Raw genomic sequence first — 22439 nt, 5'->3', positions numbered from 1 at the left:
AGGGGACGGACGGTGCGGTCTCCGGCATCTGCGAATCCTGGGTAAACAACCCTCCTGGTGTCCTGTCTTCGTTTCACGGCTTGTACCAGGGGTATCCCGCAGGCAGATGCGCACCAGCGCGAGGATCCGTTCCGAGGAGCAGACATGACCGCCAGACGTATCGTCCACCGCATCGCCGTCGTCACGTTTCCGATCGCCGCCGCCACGGCTCTGCTGACGGCCGGCCCCGCCGGCGCCGATCCGCCCCACCCGTTCGGCGGACCGGCCCTGACCATCGGATGTCCGAACCAGGGCAGCCTGATGTCGTTGACGGCGCTCACCGGACAGTCCGGGCCGGAGGCGTCACCGCCCCTCGCCGACGGCGACATCCGTTTCGAGTCCCGCCCCGCCGCGCCGCCGATACCGGCGGCCGCGCAGGTCACCGTTGCCTGGGTCAACACCGACAGCGGCCGTTCGGGGATCGTGAACCTCGGCGGCGTCTACCCCTTCCTGTCGGCGACGGTGAACACCGGCGTCGGGAACGTGGTGGCGACGGCGTTCGGATCGATCAACTTCGGCAGCAGCCCGATCTGCCAGGCGAACCCCGCCATCGGCACGTTTATCGCGTGAGTTCGGCCGTGTTGCAGCCGAACCGGCGCCGATAGTCGGCGGGCGCGACGCCGACCACTCGGTTGAAGTGATGGCGCAGAAGTGCGCCGGACCCGAATCCGCTGCGTCTCGAGATCGCCTCGAGACCGAGGTCGGTGCCCTCGAGCAGCTGCTGCGCGTACAGGACTCGCTGCGTCGTCAGCCACTTCACGGGGGTGGTGCCCGTCTCGGCCGCGAACTTGCGGGCGAACGTGCGCGTCGACATGGACGAGCGGGCCGCGAGCTCGTCGATCGTGTGCGGCAACTCGAGGTTTTCGCTCATCCACGCCATCGTCTCGCTCAGGCTGTCCGACGTGCACGCGACCACCGGCTGCTCGATGAACTGGCGCTGTCCCCCGTCGCGCTGCGGCGGCACGACCATCCTGCGGGCGATCGTGTTGGCGACGGTGGAACCGAGTTCCCGACGCACCACGTGCAGGCAGGCGTCGATGCCGGCCGCGGTACCCGCACTGGTGACGAGGTTGCCCTCGTCGACGAACAGGACGTCGGGGTCGACGGTCGCGGTCGGGAACCGGGTGGCCAGTTCCTCGACGTACTCCCAGTGCGTGGTGCACTTGCGCCCGTCCAGTAGTCCGGCCTCACCGAGCAGGAAGACACCCGAGCACAGACTGAGGACGATGGCCCCGGCATCCGCGGCGCCGCGCACCGCGTCGAGCGCCTTCACCGGGAAGTCGGACTGCGCCCCCGGCGGCGGGACCACGACGAGATCGGCGTCGCGCAGGGAGTCCAGTCCGTGGTCGGCGGACAGCGTCAGTCCCGGCGTGATCGACGCGAGCGGTTCGCCCGGACGGATCCCGCAGATCCGGAAGTCGAACGGCGGAACCCCGTGTTCGGTGCGGTCGATTCCGAACACTTCACAGACCACCCCGAACTCGAACATCGAGACACGGTCGAGGAGGAGCGTGGCGACCTTGGAGATCATGCCCCCAGTCTAAATGGCAACATCTTGCCGGACCATGTCGAAACGGCCAATCATTCGCGGACCGGCCCGCAGATCGACACGAGCGCACGCGCCAGCGTGGCCTGATGCAATGGGTCGAGACGCTGTTCGGCAGCCACCGCGACCGCGGCATCGACGAGAGCGGGCACACAGCCGGGACCGGCGAGCACGGCCTCCTGTTCGCGCAGCTGCAGCAGAATGTCCGTGTTCTGGCGGTCGATCACGGGACGAACCTGCGTCAGGTCGGGCCGGACGGTCGGCGCCGCGCCGGGTGCGACGCTCCACCAGCCGAAGAGGGCGCGCTGCACCTCCTTGTTGGCCTCGATCTGGTCCCGGAAGATCTGCTGCACCCGCCCCGCGCTCAGGCCCTCGTCGGCCGCCTGCGCGGCGACCGCACCCAGGACCTGTGCCTCGCGCGCGGGATCGTCGATCGGTGACGGCGTGCCCCACTTGGCCGCCGCCACCGTGTCGGCCGTCGCGAGGCGCAGCGAGACCGCCAGGGCGATCGGTTCCAGTGGCCGGGTGTGCGCGCTCGCTGGCGCGGTACCGCCTGCCGTCGACATCGCGAGCATCACCGCGGCGACCGCAGTGCGGCGGGCGAGTGCGGGCCGGACCGTGGTCATGGTGCGAGTGTAGGGCCGGTCAGTCGTCCAGCCCGGCGACTCCGCGTTTCCAGTACCCGGTGAACAGCGAATCCATCCGGTCCCGGCTCCACGCGCGCAACGGCTTGATGTCATTCGCCTCGCCTGCCGCGAACAGGAAGGGGCGGCGATCGGGCAGCGCGAGCGACTGCACCGTCGACGCCAGGGCGGACTCGCTGCCGTCGCGAACGAGCCACGTCACGTCCACGTGCTCGCGCTCGGCCAGCGGATATCCGTGCTCGACGTCGTCGTCGGTCTCGATCACCACGTGCGCCGAGGCGTCGGCCGGGGACTCGTCGAGCCACCGCGCGACCGCCGGCAGCGCGGTGGAATCGACCGCGAAGACGTAGTGGTCGAAGTTGTGGGCGAATGCCTTGGCGCCGGGCGGTCCGGCGATGGTCACCTCGTCGCCGATCGCGACCGTCGTCGCCCAGGAGGACGCGAGCCCGCCGTCGTGCAGCACGAAGTCCAGGTCCAGTTCGCGGGCGTCGGCGTCGTAGCGGCGGACGGTGTATTTCCGCGTGGTCGGGAGCGGTCGCGGCCAGTCGAGCATCATCGCGTCGTTCACGACGGGCACGCGGCGGGTGCCGTCGGGATCGGGGAACACGATCTTCACGTGATCGTCGGCCTGATAGGTGTGGAATCCGTCGAGTCCGGGGCCCCCGATCGTCAGGCGCACCATGCGGGGGGTGACGTACTCGCGTGTACGGACCGTGACCGTGCGGACTCCGATCGGGTAGCCGATGCGTGCGGTTCCCTTACCGGTCCGGTGGTGGGATACGACGCGGCTGTGCGGGTCGAGGCGTTCACGGGCTCCGGGGTCGAGTGCGGTCATAAAGTAAGGGTAACCTCACACACTCTGGTCCGCACAGCAGTGTGCCCCGGACTCTTCCGAGTCCGGGGCACACCGTTCTGTATTCGTACCTGTGGAGCCTAGGAGATTCGAACTCCTGACATCTGCCTTGCAAAGGCAGCGCTCTACCAACTGAGCTAAGGCCCCGTTACCTCGTGCCACACCTCGTTGCCGCGGAGCAACTTGGACAGTCCGATCGCCACCAGCACTCCGGCTCCCACAAACAGGAGGACCTTCATGCGAATGACCTTTCACCGGCACCAGGAGTGGGCCTAGGAGGACTTGAACCTCCGACCTCTTCGTTATCAGCGAAGCGCTCTAACCGCCTGAGCTATAGGCCCCTGAAGTCTGGAAACTCATCTCGCGCAGTTCCCTGAACCGAGTCGGAAGATTACCCCACCGGACCGGCAACTACCAAAACCGGTCCGGCGAGACGCTCTTTTCCCAGCTCAGCCCCCGTCGTTTTCCGCGTTCAGTCCCGGTCGGCGAGCGTCACTTCGACGCCCCCGACGAGGTCCGAACACAGGTTGTAGATGAACGCGCCGATCGTCGCCAGCGCGGTGAACAACACCATGTTCGCGAGACCGATGACGGCGGCGTATCCGAAGACCTGCCCGGCCGTCACGAGCCCGTCAGAGCTCGACTCCGCGACGATATCGGTGAACGCGTTGTTCAGCCGGTCCCACACGCCCATCCCGTCCAGGACGACGTACAGCAGACCGACGGCCACCATCCACACGAAGAACAGCGACACCGAGATGACGGACGAGATCTTCAGCGTCGACCAGGGATCGATCTTGCGGACCTGCACCGTCGCCCGGAGCGCCTCACCCTCCTCGACCCGCTGCGGCGCCACGGCGATCTTCGGCTGCTGACCCGTGGCCGCCGTCCCGGGCAGGGGGTGCTTGGCCTCGGACAGGTCCGGCATGTCCTTGGGGAGCACGTCCCGGTTGATGTGCCGGGTGGGTCCGTCGATTGCGGATGCCTTCGCCTTCGCGGCTTCCCGCTGCGTCACGGCACCGGCCGCGGCTGCGCCGGACACCGCACCGACCGCTGCCGTGGCCGCCGTCGAGGACGGTGTGCGATCGGAACCCTGCTTGGGCGCGGGCTGGCCCTTCGCCGGCGCCGACGGGTTCTGTGCGGGCGCCTTCTGGGTGGGCACGGCCTGGGTGGGAGCACCCGCGTTCTGCGCTCCCTGGGGTCGCTGACCCTGTGCCTGCGTCTTCTGCGTCGGAGCGGTCTGCGGCTTCTGAACGTCCTGGCCACCGGGAGCCTTCGCTGCCGCGGCACCCGCTGCAGCCGCTGTGCCCGCGCCATTGGACGCGTTCGGCTGACCCTCCGGACGCGGAGCCTGCTTGGCACCGGCCCCGCCCTGCACGGGCCGCTTCAGGTTGGTCTGCGGCTCCCGCTGCATTCCCCGCTGCCACGGCGGAGCCTGGTTCCCCCGAATGGACTGCGCACCCTCGGTGGGAGCGCCACCCGCGGGAGCCCGGTTGCCGGGCGCCTGCTGCGGCGGACCCTGATGCCCGGGAGCCTGCTGATTCGGAGCGTGACCCTGCTGCGGCGGCACGGACCGCCCCTGCGGGGTCTGCGTGCGCGGACCCTGATGCTGGGGCGTCGACGGAGACCGGGCCGGATCGGCCGGAGCCTGCCGATCCGGTCTCGCGTCGGGAGCACCGCCCGGCCGGGCAGCCGGCCCCGCCTGAGCGGGACCACGACCGGCGGACGCCTGCGGCCCCTGCGGCGCGGAACCCTGCTGCGGGTTCGGTCGCGCCGACCCGTTCTCGGGAGTGCGGGAGGCCTGCTGCTCGGTTTTCGCCTGATTGGCGGAACCCGGGTTCTGCCGGTCACTGCCTGGCTGGTTGGGAGTGCTCACTAGGACTCCTTAGCTCCTTTGCCGCTGCTCTCGGCGTTGTCGTCGGGTTCGTCGGGTTCGTCGGCATTGCGCGCGATCGCGAGCAGGGTGTCGCCTTCCCCGAGGTTCATCAACCGAACGCCCTTGGTCTGCCGACCGGCCTTGCGGACCTGCTTGGCGGCGGTGCGGATGACGCCACCGCCCGACGTGATCGCGTAGAGCTCGTCGTCGTCGTTCACGATGAGCGCTCCGACCAGGGTGCCACGTTTCTTGTCGTATTGAATCGTGAGTACACCCTTTCCGCCGCGACCCTGGACCGGGTAATCCTCCATACCGGTGCGCTTCGAGTAGCCACCCGACGTCGCCACCAGCAGATAGGTGCCTTCGCGCACGACGTTCAGCGACAGCAGTTCGTCGTCGCCGTTGAATCGCATGCCCTGGACACCGGACGTGGCGCGGCCCATCGGACGCAGCGCCTCGTCGGTTGCGGAGAAGCGGATCGACTGCCCCTGCGCGGAGACGAGCAGCAGGTCGTCGTCGGAGGAGCAGAGCACCGCGCCGACCAGTTCGTCCTCGCCGCGCAGGTTGATGGCGACGATGCCGCCGCTGCGGTTCGAGTCGAAGTCGGTGAGCTTGGACTTCTTCACCAGACCGTTGCGGGTGGCGAGAACCAGGTAGGGGGCGTCCTCGTAGGTCTTGATCTTAATGACGCTCTGGATGCGCTCGTCGGGCTGGAACGCGAGCAGGTTGGCCACGTGCTGTCCGCGGGCCGTGCGGCTCGCCTCCGGCAGCTCGTACGCCTTGGCCCGGTAGACGCGGCCCTTCGTGGTGAAGAACAGCAGCCAGTCGTGCGTGGAGCTGACGAAGAAGTGCGAGACGATGTCGTCCTGCTTCAGTCCGGCGCCCTGCACGCCCTTGCCGCCGCGCTTCTGCGAGCGGTACAGGTCGGTTTTGGTGCGCTTGGCGTAGCCGGTCTCGGTGATCGTGACGACGACGTCCTCGCGGGCGATCAGATCCTCGTCGGCCACGTCACCGTCGGCGGCGATGATGCGGGTGCGGCGGTCGTCGCCGTGCTTGTCGACGATCTCCTTCAGCTCGTCGCGGACGATCCGGCGCTGACGCTCGGGCTTCTCGAGGATGTCCTTGAGGTCGGCGATCTCCCGCTCGATCTCGGCGAGTTCGTCGATGATCTTCTGACGCTCGAGGGCGGCGAGACGACGCAGCTGCATCGCGAGGATCGCGTCGGCCTGGATCTCGTCGACGGTGAGGAGTTCGATCAGGCCGGCCCGTGCGATGTCGACGGTCTGCGACGCCCGGATCAGCGCGATGACCTCGTCGAGGGCGTCGAGCGCCTTCACCAGTCCGCGCAGGATGTGAGCGCGTTCCTCGGCCTTGCGGAGCAGGTACTCGGTGCGCCTGCGGATGACCTCGACCTGGTGGGCGACGTACAGCCGGATCATCTGGTCGAGGCGCAGGGTGCGCGGCACGCCGTCGACGATGGACAGCATGTTGCAGCCGAAGCTGGTCTGCAGCTGGGTGTGCTTGTACAGGTTGTTGAGCACGACCTTCGCGACCGCGTCACGCTTGACGGTGACGACGATGCGCATACCCGCGCGGTCCGAGGACTCGTCGTGGATGTCGGAGATGCCGGCGATCTTCGCGTCGCGCACCTGCTCGGCGATCGACGTGATCAGGTTGTCCGGGTTCACCTGGTACGGCAGCTCGGTGATGACGATCGTGGTGCGCCCCTTGGCGTCCTCCTCGATCTCCACCACACCGCGCATGCGGACCGAACCGCGTCCGGTGGTGTAGGCGTCGTGGATGCCCTGGCCGCCCACGATCAGGCCGTGCGTCGGGAAGTCGGGTCCCTTGACGCGTTCCATGACCGCGGTGAGGGTGGACTCCTCGTCGGCTTCCCAGTTCTCGAGCGCCCAGTAGATGGCCTCGGCGACCTCCCGCAGATTGTGCGGCGGGATGTTGGTGGCCATACCGACGGCGATGCCGCCGGAACCATTGATCAACAGGTTGGGGATACGGCTGGGGAGAACTGACGGTTCCTGTGTACGACCGTCGTAGTTCGGGGTGAAATCAACCGTCTCGTGGTCGATCTCACGCAGCATTTCCATGGCCAGCGGGGTGAGCCGGCACTCGGTGTATCGCATCGCGGCGGCGCCGTCGTTGCCGCGGGAACCGAAGTTGCCCTGGCCGTCGACGAGCGGGTACCGCAGCGACCACGGCTGGGCCATGCGCACGAGCGTGTCGTAGATCGAGGCGTCACCGTGGGGGTGGTAGTTACCCATCGTCTCGGCGACCGGTCGCGCAGACTTCACATAACCGCGATCGGGCCGGTAACCGTTGTCGTACATCGCGTACAGAACGCGGCGGTGCACCGGCTTGAGGCCGTCGCGCACGTCGGGCAGCGCCCGGCCCACGATCACGCTCATCGCGTAATCGATGTAGCTGCTCTGCATCTCCTGCTGAATGTCGACGGGCTCGATGCGGTCGTGCCCCGGTCCCTCCGGCGGCAACGTTGTGTCAGTCATGAGCTCCTTCTTCTACTCGGCTTGACGTCTCCTCGCGGACTCGCGGTCCTGCACGACGTCGCGCAACCACCCGAGTCTATAGGTGCAGGTCAGCTGTGAGGGTGAAGGACTCGGGTGCGCTCATGAATCGGTGCCGCAGGAGTCGTCCGTTCTACTGGAGTTCGAGCTCCCTGCCCTGGGTTTCGGCGGCGAGGGATTCGGCGGCGAGCATGTCGGCCTCGAGTTCGAGCTCGGCGGCGACGCGGTCGGGCGCCATCAACAGGGCGGTGATCGGGATCGTGACGACGAGCATGCCCAGCACGAAGACGGGGAACAGGATCGAGAACACTTCGAGACCGTCCGGGCGCGCCACGGACGGGTCGACGGTGACGCTCAGCCCGAACACGCCGGTGTAGTGCATGGCCACCAGTCCGGCCGCCACGATCACCGACGCCACGAGTCGCAGCGTGCGGGACTCGAGGGCCGAGATCGACCACATGATTCCGGCGCCGACGACCAGGCCGATCACGGCGGACGCCGCCGTCAGCACGATGTCGGAGTCCACCGAACCCTGGATCTCGAGGGAGGCGACGATCGCGAGGTCCATTCCGGTGAAGCCGACGCCGAGGAGCACCGCACCGCCTGCCAGGCGGCCGATCTCCACCGATGCGCTCGGCAGCCGGTGTTTCGTGGGCGGCGGGCTGATGATCAGCAACGCCACCGCGGCGGCCGCGACGGGCACCACGAACGAGACCGCGATCCACAGGACGTCGTAGCGCACCACACTGCCGTAGACCTCGAAACCGACCATCGCGATGTAGTGCGGCAGCCAGGCGCCGATGCCGCCGAGGGACAGCGCACCCCACGCCAGCCAGAGGTACCGCTGCCTCGGGTTCGGCGCGGTCACCGCCTTGCGGGCGCTGGCGATACCGACGAAGACGCCGATGAACGCCGTGACCGCGGCGAGGGCGACGATCCACGTGCCCATGGAGAAGTGCTGCAAGTCGTCCGACATGTTTCGAATCCTCAGTACGCGGCCGTGTGGAGCTTGGTCAGTGCGTATTCGGTGATCGCGACCAGTGCGCGTTTCGCCGATTCCCGGTCACGCGCGTCGATCGGGATGATCGGCACGTCCTCGGAGATCGCGAGGGCCGCACGGATGTCCTCGAGGGGGTAGCGCGGGGCGTCGTCGAATTCGTTGATCGCGACGAGGAACGGCAGCTGCCGGGCCTCGAAGAAGTCGACGGCCGCGAAACTCTCGTCCAGCCGGCGGGTGTCGATCAGGACGATCGCACCGATGGCACCGCGGATCAGGTCGTCCCACATGAACCAGAACCGGTGCTGACCGGGGGTACCGAACAGATACAGCACGAGGTCGTCGGCCAGGCTGATGCGACCGAAGTCCATGGCAACGGTGGTCGTGCCCTTCTGCGGTGTCGCAGCCAGGTTGTCGACGCCGTCGCTGGCGTTGGTCACGAGCGCCTCGGTGCGCAGCGGGACGATCTCGGAGACAGCCCCGACCAGTGTGGTCTTGCCGACGCCGAACCCGCCGGCGATCACGATCTTGGTCGAGGTCACCCGATTGCGGGGATCAGATTTCGCGAAGTCCACTGAGGACCCTTTCGATGAGTTCACGACGTTCGGAGTCGGTCGAGTCTTCCTTCAGGGTGGCCAGGATCTGGAGATGACCGGCCTCGACCAGGTCGGAGACCAGGACGCGTGCCACTCCGAGGGGGACGCCCACCCGGGCGGCGATCTCGGCGACCGAAGGCGACTGCTGACACAACGCGACGATCGCCGCGTTGACGTCGTCGAGTTCCCACTGCCGGTCCACCGACTGAGGCAGTGCCTGAATCAACGCTTCGAGCGCGAGCTCGACCGCAGGCCGGGTCCGGCCCGACGTCAGCGAGTACGGGCGCACGATGTTCGGGCCCGGCTGCTCCGAGTGGTGGTCGTTCATGAGCATGGGCTGGTCAGAGACCCTGCGGGGTGCGGGCCGTGGCCTGCACCGATGCCCCGACGCGGTCGACCAGGATCGCCATCTCATAGCCGACCTGCCCGATGTCGCACTCGGCGTCCGTGAGGGTCGCGAGGTGCGAGCCGTCGCCGACGCTCATGAGCAGCAGGTACCCGTGCTGCATCTCGACCACCGACTGCAGCACTCCGCCGCCTTCGAACAACCGGGACACACCGGCCGACAGGCTGGCCAGCCCCGAGGTGACCGCGGCCAGCTGCTCGGCCCGGTCGATGGGGAGATGGGCGCTGGCTGCCATCAGGAGACCGTCCGCGGACACGAGCACGGCGTGGGAGACACCGGGCACGTCACTGGCGAAGTTCGACACCAACCAGTCGAGCGGTCGCGTGACGTCGGATCCATGAGCGGTGTTCATCGGTCTCCTTCAATGCTGTTACGTTCCGCGAGCCTCGTGGCCCTGCCGTTTCGGACGCCCTGCTGGTGACGACTGAGATTGGCGCGAATTGTCTCAGGGTCACGCACCCGGCGCAGTGTCCCCGTATTGTGCGCGCCTTCGACCGTGCCGGGAACCAGCCGGTCGCCGGGACGCCGCTTCGGCAGTCCGATCTCCGGGTCGACCTCGACGGGAGTCTCGCTGATCCGTTCCGCGGCCGACCATCCGGCGTCGCCGGCGGAATGCCAGACGCCGGGTGCGCCTTCGGCGCCGGTCGGATCGGTCAGCCAGTCGGACACCATGTCGGAGAAGATCGGGGTGCCGCCGCCGGGGCGAGGTGTGGCCTCGGCTGGTGGCGGATCGATCCGCGACTGGAAGAACGACGCGGTCTTCGCCGAGTTGGTGCGGTAGCGGTGTCGCACCGGTGCCTGGTCGTCGCCGTTCGACGACGGGGGCGCCGGCTGCTCCGCGGTCCGCGCCTCGATGCGGTTCTCGCTGCGGGGTGCGTGCTGCGGCTGCGATTGTGCCGGTGCCGTCTCCGAGGTCGCCGCCTGCGGCCGCCGCACGGGCAGCTTCGGCATCGCCCCGGATCCGCGGACGTTGACGGTGTCCTGGGACTGCGCGGCCGGCGCCCCGGCCGACGATCCCGCGCCGGCCGCGATGCCACTGGCACCGGGCTGACGTCGGGGCAGGCTCGTGCCCGACGCCGTCGTCACCGCGCCCGCAGGTGCCGGGCTCGGCGCGGGCGGAGGCGTGGACGGGGTGCGGGTCGGCAGTCCGGTGCGGGTTGCCGGCTGCTGTCCGTTTTCCTTGCGCTGTGCAGGGGCCGCGGGTGCCGGAATGGCGGTCCGGACCGGTGCCGCGGGGATCTTCCGCTGCGGTCCCGTGTCCTGCCGGGCAGCCTGCGACACGATCAGCGCATTCGGGATGTGAATGCTCACGGTCACACCCGGGTTGCGGGCGGTGTCGAACGTCGACCGCAGGCGCACGGTCAGGCCGTGACGCTTCGCGAGCCGGCTCACGACGAACAGACCCATGTGGCGGGCGGTTTCGGGACCGACCTCACCACCCGATGCCAGCCGCTCGTTGACGGCGCGCATGTCGTCGGCCGGGATACCGATACCGCGGTCCGCGATCTCGAGCAGCACCCCGCCGTCGACGGCGCGAGCGAAGCTGAACGTCACCACCGTGTCGGGCGGCGAGGCGCGCAGCGAGTTGTCGACGAGTTCGGCGAGCAGGTGCACGACGTCCGTGACGACGGTGCCGCTGAGCGCGCCCTCGGGGGTCGCACCCATCTGCACACGCTGGTAGTCCTCGACCTCGGAGATCGCGGCACGCAGCACGTCGCCGAGCGGGATCGGTGCCGCCTGCGAGCGACGCACGCGGGTGCCGGCCAGAATCAGCAGGTTCTCACCGTTCCGGCGCATACGCGCGGCCAGGTGGTCGAGCCGGAACAGGCTCTCGAGTCGCTTCGGATCCTTCTCCTCGAACTCGAGATTCTCGATCAGGCCGAGCTGCTGGTCGACGAGCGACTTGCTTCGGCGCGCGAGCGTTTCGAACATGTCGTTGATCTGCAGGCGCAGTTGTGCCTGCTCACCGGCGAGCTTGAGTGCCTGCCCGTGGATGTCGTCCACGGCGCGGGCGAGCTGGCCGATCTCCTCGGAGGAGTGCACGGCCACCGGCTCGAACGACAGTGCCCGCGGATCGTCACTGGCCTTGATCTGCTCGATCGCCTCCGGAAGGTCGCGGCGGGCGGCCTTCAGCGCGCCGTACCGCAGGCGGCGGATCGGACCGATCAGCGACCGCGACACGAGGAGCGCGAGGACGAGCGCGGCGAGCAGGGTTCCGAGGACGATCGCCGTGTCACGCAGCGCGGCGGACCGGGTCTCGGCCGCACGGACCTGCACGGTGGACGCGATGTCCTTCGCCGCTTCGCTGGTCAGCTCCTGGTAGACGTCACGGCTCGCGATGAGCGAGGAGCGCAGCTGCAGGATGGGCAGCATCCCGCCACGCGCCGCGTCCGCGAGGCCCTGGTCGATGAGGGCGTTGCGGTCGTTGATGTTGTTTCGCAGCGTCTCGAGACGGGCATCCCCCTTGGGGTAGTACCGGTCGAGGACGTCGAGGAGGCTCGATTCGGCGCCTGCGGCCGCGATGACGGCCGACGTGGGGATGTCGCCCGTGCGGGCCTTCTCCCGTCCGTCGGGAGCGGCGTAGACGTCCTTCACGATCACGAGGCCCATGGCCTGGTCGAACAGACGACGCTGCGCCTGCCACGCGTTGGTCAGCTGGTAGCCCTTGTCGACGACTTCGCTGTCTTCGATGGGACGAACGATGTCGTCCACTTCGCGGATGAAGTCCGCGGCGAACGCGCGCTGGCGTTCCGCGAGCAGGTCGGTGGCGACGCCCGGGGAATCCATCAGATTCAGGAGGGCGCGGCCGTCCGAGACGGTCTGGTTGATGGAACTCGCGACGGCGGGATCCAGTTCCGGGTTCCGGGCCTGTTCGGACACGTCGTTCATCAGGGCTTCCGCGTCCTCGCGGTCCTGCTTGGTGAGGGTGCCCGAGGCGTAACCACTGGTCACCGTACCCATCGAGGCCTCGAGGGCCACGATGTCCGGAACGACGACGATCTGGTCGGCCGCCTCGGTGAAGTGGACGGCGTTACTCAGCTCGCCCTGCACACGGAGCCCGCCGAGCACCATGGCGACGGTGACGGGAACTGCGAGAACCGCGGTGACCTTCCACCGCAGGCCCCAGCCCTCGATATCCCAGAACTTTGCCCGGGGCGGCGAATCGTCGCTCATCCCACGCTTCCTTTCCAACCACTCATAGCTTGTCGCTCTGTGCTCGTGACCGCGCCTGCGGCGGGACAGTCGTACCGGCCCGGACGACACGCGTCGACAGAGGAAAGTGATCGATCAGTTGCGCTGTGCGCAGCGCTGCCCGACGCACCGATTTCCGAATGTAACGAGTTCATCACATCCCCATGGGGAACGTTCTTACCACAGAAATTCCCCGATCCTTACTTCTAAGTAACATGCGCCCCACCGATCCCAGACGTTGCCGTCGCGGGGTGGATCAGCGGACCAGGCTACACAGAATCGCGGTTCACAGTCGAGGACGGATTTCTGCGTGACCCGGTCCCGCAACCGGCCCAGACGGGTGCAGCCACCGGGGTCTTCCGACCGCCGGTGGCTGCATGACATCCGTAATCTCTTGTGCCGGATACCTAGACGTCGAGGAAGCGGACGTCCTTGGCGTTACGGGTGATGAAGCTTCGCCGGGCCTCGACGTCCTCACCCATGAGAACGCTGAACAGCTCGTCGGCTGCGGCTGCGTCGTCGAGCGTCACCAGACGCAGGACGCGCACCGTCGGATCCATCGTGGTCTCCCACAGTTCCTTGGCGTTCATCTCGCCGAGACCTTTGTAACGCTGGATGCCGTCGTCCTTGTTGATCTTCTTGCCGGACTCGAGGCCGGCCTTGACCAGGACGTCGCGCTCGCGGTCCGAGTATGCGAACTCCGGCTCGCTGCGCTGCCACTTCAGCTTGTACAGCGGGGGCTGTGCCAGGTAGACGTGGCCGTGCTCGACGAGCGGCCGCATGAAGCGGAACAGCAGCGTGAGCAGCAGCGTTGCGATGTGCTGGCCGTCGACGTCGGCGTCGGCCATCAGCACGATCTTGTGGTATCGCAGCTTCGCGATGTCGAATTCGTCGTGGATGCCCGTGCCGAACGCGGTGATGATCGACTGGACTTCCGTGTTCTTCAGCACACGGTCGATGCGTGCCTTCTCGACGTTGATGATCTTTCCGCGCAGCGGCAGGATCGCCTGGTACATCGAGTCGCGGCCGGACTTGGCCGAGCCGCCTGCGGAGTCGCCCTCCACGATGTAGATCTCGGACTTGCTCGGATCGTTGGACCGGCAGTCGGCGAGCTTGCCCGGCAGGCCGCCGAGGTCGGTGGCGCTCTTGCGGCGCACCAGTTCGCGGGCCTTGCGGGCGGCGACGCGGGCCTGTGCCGACGACACCGCCTTGTTCACGATGGTCTTCGCGTCGGCCGGGTTCGCTTCGAACCAGTGCGACAGGTGCTCGTTGCTCGCCTTCTGGACGAACGACCGGACCTCGGTGTTACCGAGCTTCGTCTTCGTCTGACCCTCGAACTGCGGTTCACCAACCTTCACGGAGATGATCGCCGCGAGACCCTCACGGATGTCGTCACCGGTGAGCTTGGGGTCTTTCTCCTTGAGGAGCTTCTTGTCGAGCGCGTACTTGTTGACCGTCGCCGTCAGAGCGGAACGGAAGCCCTCTTCGTGGGTGCCGCCCTCGTGCGTGTTGATGGTGTTCGCGAACGTGTGGACCGACTCCGAGTAGCCGGAGTTCCACTGCATCGCGATCTCGAGTTCGTGGCCGGTGCCCTTCGCGGTGAAACCGACGACGGAGTTGTGGATCGGCTGCTTCGTGCGGTTGATGTGCCGCACGTAGTCCTCGAGGCCGCCCGGGTAGTGGTAGACGCGGGTCTTCACCTTGTGCACTGCGGGCGCTTCCGCCTCGGCGGACTCGTCCTCGGCGGTCTTCGGCGCGTCGGCGACCTGACTGACGACCTCTTCCGTGACCTCGGCGTCGCTGACGCGCTCGTCGGTGAGGGTGATGGTCAGGCCCTTGTTGAGGAAGGCCATCTCCTGGAGGCGGCGCGCGACCGTCTCGAAGCTGTAGACCGTGGTCTCGAAGATGTTCGGGTCGGCCCAGAACGTGACCGTGGTGCCCGTCTCCTTGGTGGCCTCGCCCTTGACGAGTTCACCCGGCTTCGAGTCGGTGTAGGTCTGGTGCCACTGGAAGCCGTCGCGTTTGATGTCGACGTCGAGCCGGGTGGACAGCGCGTTGACGACGGAGATACCGACACCGTGCAGACCGCCGGACACGGCGTAGGAGTCGGAGTCGAACTTGCCGCCGGCGTGGAGCTGGGTGAGGACGACCTCGACGGTGGGGACACCGGAGGCGTGCATCCCGACGGGGATGCCTCGACCGTCGTCGACGACCCGGACGCCACCGTCTTCGAGCAGGGTGATCTCGACCTTGGTGGCGTGGCCGGCCATGGCCTCGTCGACGGAGTTGTCGACGACTTCCCAGATCAAGTGGTGAAGACCGCGTTCACCGGTGGAACCGATGTACATACCCGGTCGCTTACGAACAGCTTCGAGTCCCTCGAGGACGGTAATCGAAGAAGCGCCGTAGTCCTTGCTTGAGGTGCTTTTGTCTGACTTCTGGGCAGCCACGGGTGGGTAGCTCTCCTTCTCCGTCCAATGCCCGACGCAGGCGCCCACCGCCCTGGTCGGGCACGCGGGAGACGAGAATCGGGAATCTTGCCGCTAGTTACCTCGGCCATCTTACTGGTACGTCAGCGCCAGGAGCGGGCTATGACACCCCTGAGCGCCCCGTAGACGAATTTTCAGGGCGTCTCGGGAGTGAAAACCTAGGCCGAAGCGCTCTCGGACGGGCCGTCGGGGAGATCCGCCCACCGCCGGTCCTCGACGTCCAGCACGAACTCCGCGGCGAGTTGCGCGATGTCCTCGGCGTGCGAGATCGGCGACCAGTGCCCGGCCTCGACCTCTCGACGCCGCAGGTCGTGCGCCCATTTCTCGGTGTCCTCGTAGCCGACGGGCCGTACCGCCTTGTCGTTCTTGTTCAGGATCAGCTGGACGGGGACGTCGGTGTACCGCTCGCGCGGCCGCAGCAGACTCGTCCGGATGTTGGCGCGGTACAGCTTGAGACCGTTCACCATGTCGTCCGCCAGCGTCGGCGCCGGACGCACCAGCGCGGGGTCGAGGCGGTCGAAGAACTTCAGGAACGCCGGCCAGTTCCGGGAGAACCACAGCCGCAACGGCAGCGTGACCAGGCCCGGAATCTGAAACAGGACGGTGTAGCCGGACGCGACGGCCTGCGCGAGCGGCCCGCCGAAGCTGCGGTCGGAGATGCGGCGGCGCATCCACTTGCCGAGGTGATCGAGGTTGGGCCCGGAGACCGAGGTGAACGACGCGATCCGCTCGCGGGCTCCCGGTTCGCAGACCGCCTCCCACCCCTCCACCGATCCCCAGTCGTGGGCCAGCACGTGCACCGGCCGGCCCGGGCTCACGGCGTCGATCACCGCGAACAGGTCGCCGGCCAGGGCGGGCAGTCGGTAGTCCTCGACCCGGGTGGGCACGGTGCTCCGGCCTGCGCCGCGGCTGTCGTAGCTGACCACCCGGAACCACTCCGTCAGGAACGGCACCACCCGGTTCCACAGGTCGTGGGTGTCGGGCCAGCCGTGCACCAGCACGATCGTCTCGCCGTCGGGGTTGCCCTCCTCGAACACGGCGAGTTCGACGGAACCGTTGGTGATCCGCCGGGCGGTACGGGATGTGGATGGAGTCATGGTGGGTCCTCTGGTCGTGCGGGTTCGGGTATGGGATCGACGGTGGGAACTACAGATCGAGGACGAGACGGCCGCTGTCGGCGCGGGACACGCAGATCAGCATCTCGTTCTCCTGCTCGGCGTCGGTGAGCCGCGTCTCACGGTGATCCGGGGTGCCGGACAGCACCTTCACCCGGCAGGTGCCGCAGAATCCATGCTGGCACGAGTACCCCACTCCGGGCAACGTCTTCTTGATCACCGTCAGTGCGGATTCGTCGGCGGGGACGGTGAGCACCTCACCGGTGCTGACGAGCTGCACTTCGAATTCGGTGCCGTCGAGCACCGGAGGAGCCCCGAAGCGTTCGAAATGCAATGCGGTGGCGGGGCTTCCGGGGAACGCGCGGCGTACCGACTCCAGCATCGGCGTCGGTCCGCAGCAGTAGACGGCGCCGCCCGGCGCGGCACGCTCCAGCAACTCCCCGGCGGTCGGCAGTCCGAACTCGTCGTCGGGTCGGATGAAAACCCTTGACTGATCGAATGTTTCGATCTCGTCGAGGAACGGCATCGACTCCCGCGACCGGCCGGAGTACACGAACTGCCAGTCCATTCCGAGGTCGCGTGCCGCCCGGACCATCGCCAGGATCGGCGTGATACCGATTCCGCCGGCGACGAAGAGTGCACTCCCCTCGCCGACGAAGGGAAACCCGTTGCGGGGCCCGCGCACCGTCACCGGTGTGCCCGGTTCGAGCGCGTGCATCTCGAGGGATCCCCCACCGCCCTCGGAGATCCGGCGGACGGCGACACTGTAGCCCGTGCGGTCGGACGGGTCCCCGCACAGCGAGTACTGACGTCGCAGACCGGACGGCAGGTGGAAGTCGAGGTGCGAACCCGGCTGCCACGCAGGGAGTTCCGCACCGTCCTCGGCCTCGAACCGCAACTGCACGACGTTCTCGTCCCGTGCGACGACGTCGCGTTGGGAGACAACCAGTTTCATCGCCACGTCCGGGTTGTGACCGGCGACGCCCGGGTTGTATTCGTACGCGGTGAGAACGCGGAGATACTTGGCGGCCACGGCCTCGGTGATCCGCATGGCGCGGTCGGGGCGCGGTCGCCCCTTGATGTCCGGGGGAGCGTCGTAGCGGGGCAGGCCCTGCCCGGTGAGCACCTCCCGCACCTGCGACAGCTTCATCGTTCGGCCGCCTGAGCTGCGGGCGAGGAGGCCAGGTACTTCACGGCCTGCGCGGTCGAACCCTCGTTGCTCGGGTGGTACGAACGCGTGAAGTACGTCGACATCCGCTTGCCGAGTTCCCGGGCCGTCGGGAGGGTGCCGCGCTTGCCTGCCGCGAAGAAATCTGTCAGATGCGGCTTACGCCGGTGCGCCGACCACTGGGCGAGCTCGGGATCGTTGCGCATGAGGAACCGGGTGCCGCGCACCCACAGCCACACGATGACCGGGGTGACGATCACCTGGGTGCGGATCCGCCGGGACTCACGCTTGTCGAAGTACCGCATGACGTCGTATGCCACGGAGCGGTGCTCCACCTCCTCGGCGCCGTGCCAGCGCAGCAGGTCGAGCATCGTCGGATGCATGCCGGAGCGATCGAGTCCCTCGGCATTGAGTACCCAGTCGCCGAGGAACGCGGTGATGTGCTCGATGGCGGCGATGACCGCCAGCCGCTCGATCAGGTAGTTCTTCTCCCGCAGACCGGTGAGCGGTCGCGGTCCGAGGATCTTGGAGAACGTCCATTCCATCTGCTCGGTGAACGGCGTCGGGTCGAGACCCTTCTCCTTCAGGTGCACCAGCACGCCGGTGTGGGCGTTGGCGTGCATCGCCTCCTGGCCGATGAACCCGATGACGTCGTCGCGGAGCTGCTCGTCCTCGATCTGCGGCAGCGCCTCTTTGAACGTCTCGACGAACCACTCCTCGCCCGCGGGCAGGAGCAGATGCAGGACGTTGAGGGCGTGCGTGCTGAACGGGTCGCCCGGGATCCAGTGCATGGGGAGGTTCGACCAGTCGAACTCCACGTTCCTGGCCTGCAACAGGATGTGGTCCGGTTCGGGGATCGCGTTCCGGGGTGCAGTCGGGGCGGACATCTCAATACTCCTTCGTGCCGGCGGCTGCGCCACGACGGAGGCCTGTGGCACAGTTCACTCGAAAACCTGGAGTAACTGTAACACCGGGTAATAGACAAAACCAGGAACCGAACGTCCGCTCCGGCCTATCCGTAGGTGTCCCGGGGGCCGCGCCCCCGGATGTGCCGTTCTCCTTTTCGCCAGCTCGGAGCGGTCGGACCGGTGATCCGCAACGACTTCACGACGCCGTCGCCGACGGCCGCGGCGATCTTCGCGAGAATCTGCGACTGCATCATCCGAAGCTGCGTCGCCCAGGCCGTCGACTCCGCGGAGACGCTCAGGATCCCGTCCCGCAGCCCCGTCGGTTCGGCGTGCGCGGCGATGTCCTCACCGACCACCTGCACCCACCGACCGAGGACCGTCCCCTCGGACACCTTGGGCGACCAGCCGCGCTGTTTCGCGATCGCGTTGGTCAGTGCACCGAACGGCTGCGGATCGCGGTCGTCCGGCCCCGGACCCGACCATCCGCGTCGACGCCGGGCGCGCAGGGCCCGGACACCGGTTCCGGATCGGCGGCCCTGCCCGACGGATTTTCCGCTCGCCTTCGCCGCGGCACGCGCCTCCTCGAGGGCACGGCGGGCGAGGTCGATTCCCTTCACTTCCGGTTCGGGGGCCGCCGCTGCCGGTGCGGTGGGTTCGAGATCATCCGTCACTGCGGTCCTCCGGCTCTTCCACGATGTGCGATATCCGTCCTCGATCGGTGTCGCGGGCCTCCACACCGAATCGGACGGCGTCGAGTTCCTCCGGAACATCTTCCGGCACGGCAGCCGTGATCAGCACCTGTTCCGCGTCCAACGCGACCTTGGCGAGTGCGCGCCGTCGGCGACGGTCGAGTTCGGCGAACACGTCGTCGAGCATGAGGACGGGATCGCTGCCGTCCGAGCGCAGCAGGGCGAATCCCGCGAGCCGCAACGACAGCGCGAATGACCACGACTCACCGTGACTTGCGAATCCCTTCGCCGGGGTGTCGCCGAGGTGCAGTTCGAGATCGTCACGATGCGGTCCGACGAGACACACCCCGCGCTCGATTTCCTTGGAGCGCATCACGGAAAGCTCCTGAAGGAATCGCTCCTCGAGGAACGCGATGTCGCCCGCCTCGGGCACTCGAGCCGGTTCGGTGAACTCCGGTGGCAGCGAGGAGCCCAGACTCGAGCGGTAGCGGATGCTCGCGGGCCTCGACTCCGGCGCCAGCGATTGGTACGACTCGGCCAGGTGGGGCGCGAGATCATGGACGAGGTGGAGCCGCCCGGCGAGCAGCTGTGCGCCGTGTGCGGCGAGATGTCCGTCCCAGACCTCCAGCGTGGCAAGGGCGCTCGCGCCGTCCTCACTCGGCCGGCCGCTGCCGCGAGACACCCGTCGCAGCGCGCCGCCCGCGGTCTTGAGCAGCGCCGACCGCTGCCGCAGCACCCGGTCGTAATCGGCGCGCACCGCCGCCATCCGTGGGATACGGGACGTGAGGAGTTCGTCGAGATAGCGCCGCCGATCCCCCGGATCACCGCGGACCAGCGACAGATCCTCCGGCGCGAACAGCACCGTCTGCAGAATCCCGAGAATCTCCCGCGGCCGCCGGGTGGGTGACTGGTTGATCCGCGCCCTGTTGGACTTGCCCTCGTTCAACTCGAGATCGACGGTCAGTTCCCGGCCGGCGTTGACGACGGTGGCCCCGGCGAACGCCTGACCGGTCCCCGTCCTGATCAACGGGGCGTCCGAGCTGACCCGATGAGACGAGAGGGTCGACAGGTAGCCGAGCGCCTCGAGCACGTTCGTCTTGCCGTGCCCGTTGGGTCCGACGAAGACGGTGCAGCCCGGACGCAGGGTGAGACCGAGAGCGTCCCAGGAACGGAAGTCTCTGAGCGAGAGTGCGCGAACGAACACCTACGTTCCAGAACCGGCTTCTGCCTCGCCTGCCGCCTTCTTCACGGCGTGACCACCGAACTGGTTGCGCAGCGCCGAGACGGCCTTCATCGCGGGGGAATCGTCCTGCCGGGAGGCGAACCGCGCGAACAACGCGGCCGAGATGACCGGTGCGGGCACGGCATGATCGATCGCCTCGAGCACCGTCCAACGACCCTCACCGGAATCGTCTGTGTAACCGGAGATCTCGGCGAAATCGGGATCCTCACCCAATGCCTTGACGAGCAGCTCCAGCAGCCACGACCGGACCACCGTGCCCTTGGTCCACGCGCGCAGCACACCGTGGACGTCCGTGACGAGGTCTTCCGCCTCGAGCAGCTCGTAGCCCTCGGCGTACGCCTGCATCAGTCCGTATTCGATGCCGTTGTGGATCATCTTCGCGTAGTGGCCTGCACCGACCGGGCCGGCGTGGACGAAGCCGTCCGCACGCTCCCCCTCGGGGCGCAGAGCGTCGAAGATCGGCAGCGCCCGCTCGACGTCCGCGTCCGATCCGCCGACCATCATGCCGTAGCCGTCCTCGAGTCCCCAGACCCCGCCGGACACACCGCAGTCGAGGTAGCCGATGCCGCGGGAACCCAGCAGCTCACCGTGGAGTTTGTCGTCGGTGTATCTCGAGTTGCCGCCGTCGATCACCAGGTCGCCGGCCTCGAGCACCGACGACAGCTCGGTCACCGTGTCCTGGGTGATCTTTCCTGCCGGAACCATCACCCACACGACTCGGGGAGACTCGAGTCGCCGCGCGAGTTCCGCGAGCGACGCCACATCCGTGACCTCGGGGCGGGGGTCGTAACCGACCACCTCGTGCCCGTGCGCGCGCAACCGCTCGCGCATGTTGAATCCCATCTTTCCGAGCCCGACCAACCCGATCTGCATCGTGATCTCCGTCCACTCGTGAGATTTCGTTCGGCAGTGCTGGTTTCGCTTTCGCGAAACGGTCAGCCCGGGAGACGCACCGGCATCAGCAGGTACGTGTACGCGCTCTCCGGCGCCGCGAAGTTGCCGGAATCGTCGGGCTCGATCTCGTCCTCGGTGGCCGGACGCAGCACGGCGGGGCGGCTCGGGGTCGTGAAGCCGAACAGCACCTGCTCGCTGTGCAGCGAGGACAGTCCGTCGATCAGGTAGCCGGGGTTGAAGGCGATCGTCAGCGGCTCACCCTGGAAGACCGCGTTCAAGCCTTCCTCGGCGCGGCCCGCATCGTCGCCACCCGCGGAGAGGAGAAGTCCCTCGGTGGAGAACTGCAGGCGGACCTGCGCACCGCGCTCGGCGACGAGGGCAACACGCTTGATCGCCTCGACGAGCGGAGCGATTTCGACGGTGGCCAGTGCCGTGTGCTCGGACGGCAGCAGCTGCCGGAATTTCGGGAACTCGGCGTCCAGCAACCGGGTGGTGGTGCGGCGGCCGTCGTTGACGATGCCGAGGAGGCCGTCGTTGCCGACTGCGGAACCCGAACCGAGCGCAAGCTCGACCGGCGACGTGGCATCTCCCGCAAGCGTTTTCGCCGATTCGGATAGCGTCTTCGCGGGGATGAGGACGGCCGCGGTGGTGTCGGGGTTCGCCGGCGACCACTCGAGTTCACGGACCGCGAGACGGAACCGGTCGGTGGCGGCGAGCACGATCGCGTTGCGCTCGATCTCGACGCGGATGCCGGTGAGCATCGGCAGGGTGTCGTCCTTGCCCGCCGCGACAGCCACCTGACTGATCGCTTCGGAGAAGACGTCGGCGGGAATCGAGCCGGTCTGCTGCGGCAACTGCGGAAGCTGGGGATAGTCCTCGACCGGCATGGTGGGCAGGGAGAACTTGGCGCTTCCGCACGTGATCAGCACGCGGGTGCCTTCGAGAGTCACGTCGACCGGCTTGTTGGGAAGCGATTTCGTGATGTCGGCGAGAAGCTTGCCGGAGACGAGGACCTGACCGGCGCTGCCAACCTCGGCTGCGACCCTGACCTGGGCCGATACCTCGTAGTCGAATCCGGAAACCGTCAACCCTTGCTCGGTCGCGTCCAAGAGAACACCGCCGAGAACGGGGACAGGAGGCCGCGACGGCAGACTGCGAGCGACCCATGCCACTGAATCAGCGAATTCTTCCCGGGAGACACGAAACTTCAGGCTTCCAAGCTCCATCGCCGGGTTGTTCCTCTC

At 67.6% G+C, this 22439-nt stretch carries 19 protein-coding genes and 2 tRNA genes; 1 reads left to right on the top strand and 20 read right to left on the bottom strand.

From position 1 onward, the window contains the following. The first annotated feature begins 144 nt into the window (after positions 1-144). Positions 145-609 (top strand): hypothetical protein, encoded by a 465-nt coding sequence (locus PSR88_RS18710; RefSeq protein ID WP_009476763.1) that lies wholly within the window; start codon positions 145-147, stop codon positions 607-609. Here the strand turns inward: PSR88_RS18710 and PSR88_RS18705 are convergent. The 20 genes from PSR88_RS18705 to dnaN all read right to left on the bottom strand — a co-directional run bounded on the left by PSR88_RS18705 (position 599) and on the right by dnaN (position 22421). Next, entirely contained in the window at positions 599-1570 is a 972-nt protein-coding gene (locus PSR88_RS18705) for a helix-turn-helix domain-containing protein (RefSeq protein WP_016884705.1), read from the bottom strand. The two genes, PSR88_RS18710 and PSR88_RS18705, sit on opposite strands and share 11 nt — an antisense overlap. Before the next feature lie 50 nt (positions 1571-1620). Next, the gene (locus PSR88_RS18700; protein ID WP_009476761.1) at positions 1621-2211 is read right to left on the bottom strand and encodes a chorismate mutase; all 591 of its coding nucleotides are present in this window, start codon (positions 2209-2211) and stop codon (positions 1621-1623) included. A gap of 19 nt (positions 2212-2230) precedes the next feature. Further along, on the bottom strand, positions 2231-3064 hold the full coding sequence (locus tag PSR88_RS18695; protein WP_016884706.1) for a siderophore-interacting protein: 834 nt from the start codon (positions 3062-3064) through the stop codon (positions 2231-2233). A gap of 92 nt (positions 3065-3156) precedes the next feature. Continuing rightward, positions 3157-3229 (bottom strand) — tRNA-Ala (locus PSR88_RS18690). Positions 3230-3349: 120 nt separating this feature from the next. After that, positions 3350-3423, bottom strand: a tRNA-Ile gene (locus tag PSR88_RS18685). Between the two features lie 131 nt (positions 3424-3554). After that, a complete protein-coding gene (locus tag PSR88_RS18680; protein ID WP_011596268.1) occupies positions 3555-4958 on the bottom strand; it encodes a DUF3566 domain-containing protein in 1404 nt (467 codons plus the stop codon). Next, the gene (gene gyrA, locus PSR88_RS18675; RefSeq protein ID WP_016884707.1) at positions 4958-7480 is read right to left on the bottom strand and encodes a DNA gyrase subunit A; all 2523 of its coding nucleotides are present in this window, start codon (positions 7478-7480) and stop codon (positions 4958-4960) included. The genes PSR88_RS18680 and gyrA overlap by 1 nt, the downstream gene beginning before the upstream one ends. 151 nt (positions 7481-7631) lie before the next feature. Further along, positions 7632-8474 (bottom strand): MHYT domain-containing protein, encoded by an 843-nt coding sequence (locus tag PSR88_RS18670; protein WP_016884708.1) that lies wholly within the window; start codon positions 8472-8474, stop codon positions 7632-7634. An 11-nt stretch (positions 8475-8485) separates the two neighbouring features. Continuing rightward, on the bottom strand, positions 8486-9037 hold the full coding sequence (locus PSR88_RS18665; protein ID WP_029539742.1) for a GTP-binding protein: 552 nt from the start codon (positions 9035-9037) through the stop codon (positions 8486-8488). 13 nt (positions 9038-9050) lie between these two features. Then, on the bottom strand, positions 9051-9425 hold the full coding sequence (locus tag PSR88_RS18660; protein ID WP_016884710.1) for a DUF742 domain-containing protein: 375 nt from the start codon (positions 9423-9425) through the stop codon (positions 9051-9053). A 7-nt stretch (positions 9426-9432) separates the two neighbouring features. Further along, positions 9433-9849: a roadblock/LC7 domain-containing protein gene (locus tag PSR88_RS18655; RefSeq protein ID WP_005249096.1), complete on the bottom strand. Its 417-nt coding sequence runs from the start codon at positions 9847-9849 to the stop codon at positions 9433-9435. Next, positions 9846-12671: a sensor histidine kinase gene (locus PSR88_RS18650; RefSeq protein ID WP_011596265.1), complete on the bottom strand. Its 2826-nt coding sequence runs from the start codon at positions 12669-12671 to the stop codon at positions 9846-9848. Before PSR88_RS18650 ends, PSR88_RS18655 begins: the two co-directional genes overlap by 4 nt. Before the next feature lie 425 nt (positions 12672-13096). Beyond that, positions 13097-15139, bottom strand: a complete 2043-nt coding sequence (gene gyrB, locus PSR88_RS18645; protein ID WP_009476752.1) for a DNA topoisomerase (ATP-hydrolyzing) subunit B — start codon at positions 15137-15139, stop codon at positions 13097-13099. Positions 15140-15336: 197 nt separating this feature from the next. Next, a complete protein-coding gene (locus tag PSR88_RS18640; RefSeq protein WP_011596263.1) occupies positions 15337-16275 on the bottom strand; it encodes an alpha/beta fold hydrolase in 939 nt (312 codons plus the stop codon). A gap of 49 nt (positions 16276-16324) precedes the next feature. After that, positions 16325-17443: a PDR/VanB family oxidoreductase gene (locus PSR88_RS18635; protein WP_016884711.1), complete on the bottom strand. Its 1119-nt coding sequence runs from the start codon at positions 17441-17443 to the stop codon at positions 16325-16327. Then, entirely contained in the window at positions 17440-18348 is a 909-nt protein-coding gene (locus tag PSR88_RS18630) for a metal-dependent hydrolase (RefSeq protein ID WP_016884712.1), read from the bottom strand. The genes PSR88_RS18635 and PSR88_RS18630 overlap by 4 nt, the downstream gene beginning before the upstream one ends. Before the next feature lie 125 nt (positions 18349-18473). Beyond that, positions 18474-19040, bottom strand: a complete 567-nt coding sequence (locus PSR88_RS18625) for a DUF721 family protein (protein WP_009476748.1) — start codon at positions 19038-19040, stop codon at positions 18474-18476. Then, entirely contained in the window at positions 19030-20262 is a 1233-nt protein-coding gene (recF, locus tag PSR88_RS18620) for a DNA replication/repair protein RecF (protein WP_009476747.1), read from the bottom strand. The genes PSR88_RS18625 and recF overlap by 11 nt, the downstream gene beginning before the upstream one ends. Further along, on the bottom strand, positions 20263-21174 hold the full coding sequence (gene gnd, locus PSR88_RS18615) for a phosphogluconate dehydrogenase (NAD(+)-dependent, decarboxylating) (protein WP_016884713.1): 912 nt from the start codon (positions 21172-21174) through the stop codon (positions 20263-20265). A 62-nt stretch (positions 21175-21236) separates the two neighbouring features. Continuing rightward, complete coding sequence (dnaN, locus tag PSR88_RS18610; RefSeq protein ID WP_005249107.1) at positions 21237-22421, bottom strand: DNA polymerase III subunit beta; 1185 nt, start codon at positions 22419-22421, stop codon at positions 21237-21239. Positions 22422-22439 lie beyond the last annotated feature (18 nt).

It is taken from the genome of Rhodococcus sp. DK176, assembly GCF_038447315.2.
Classification (GTDB): Bacteria; Actinomycetota; Actinomycetes; order Mycobacteriales; family Mycobacteriaceae; genus Rhodococcus_F; species Rhodococcus_F jostii_A.
The sequence above is the reverse complement of the archived record's forward strand: the minus strand, read 5'-3'. Positions and strand labels throughout refer to the sequence as shown.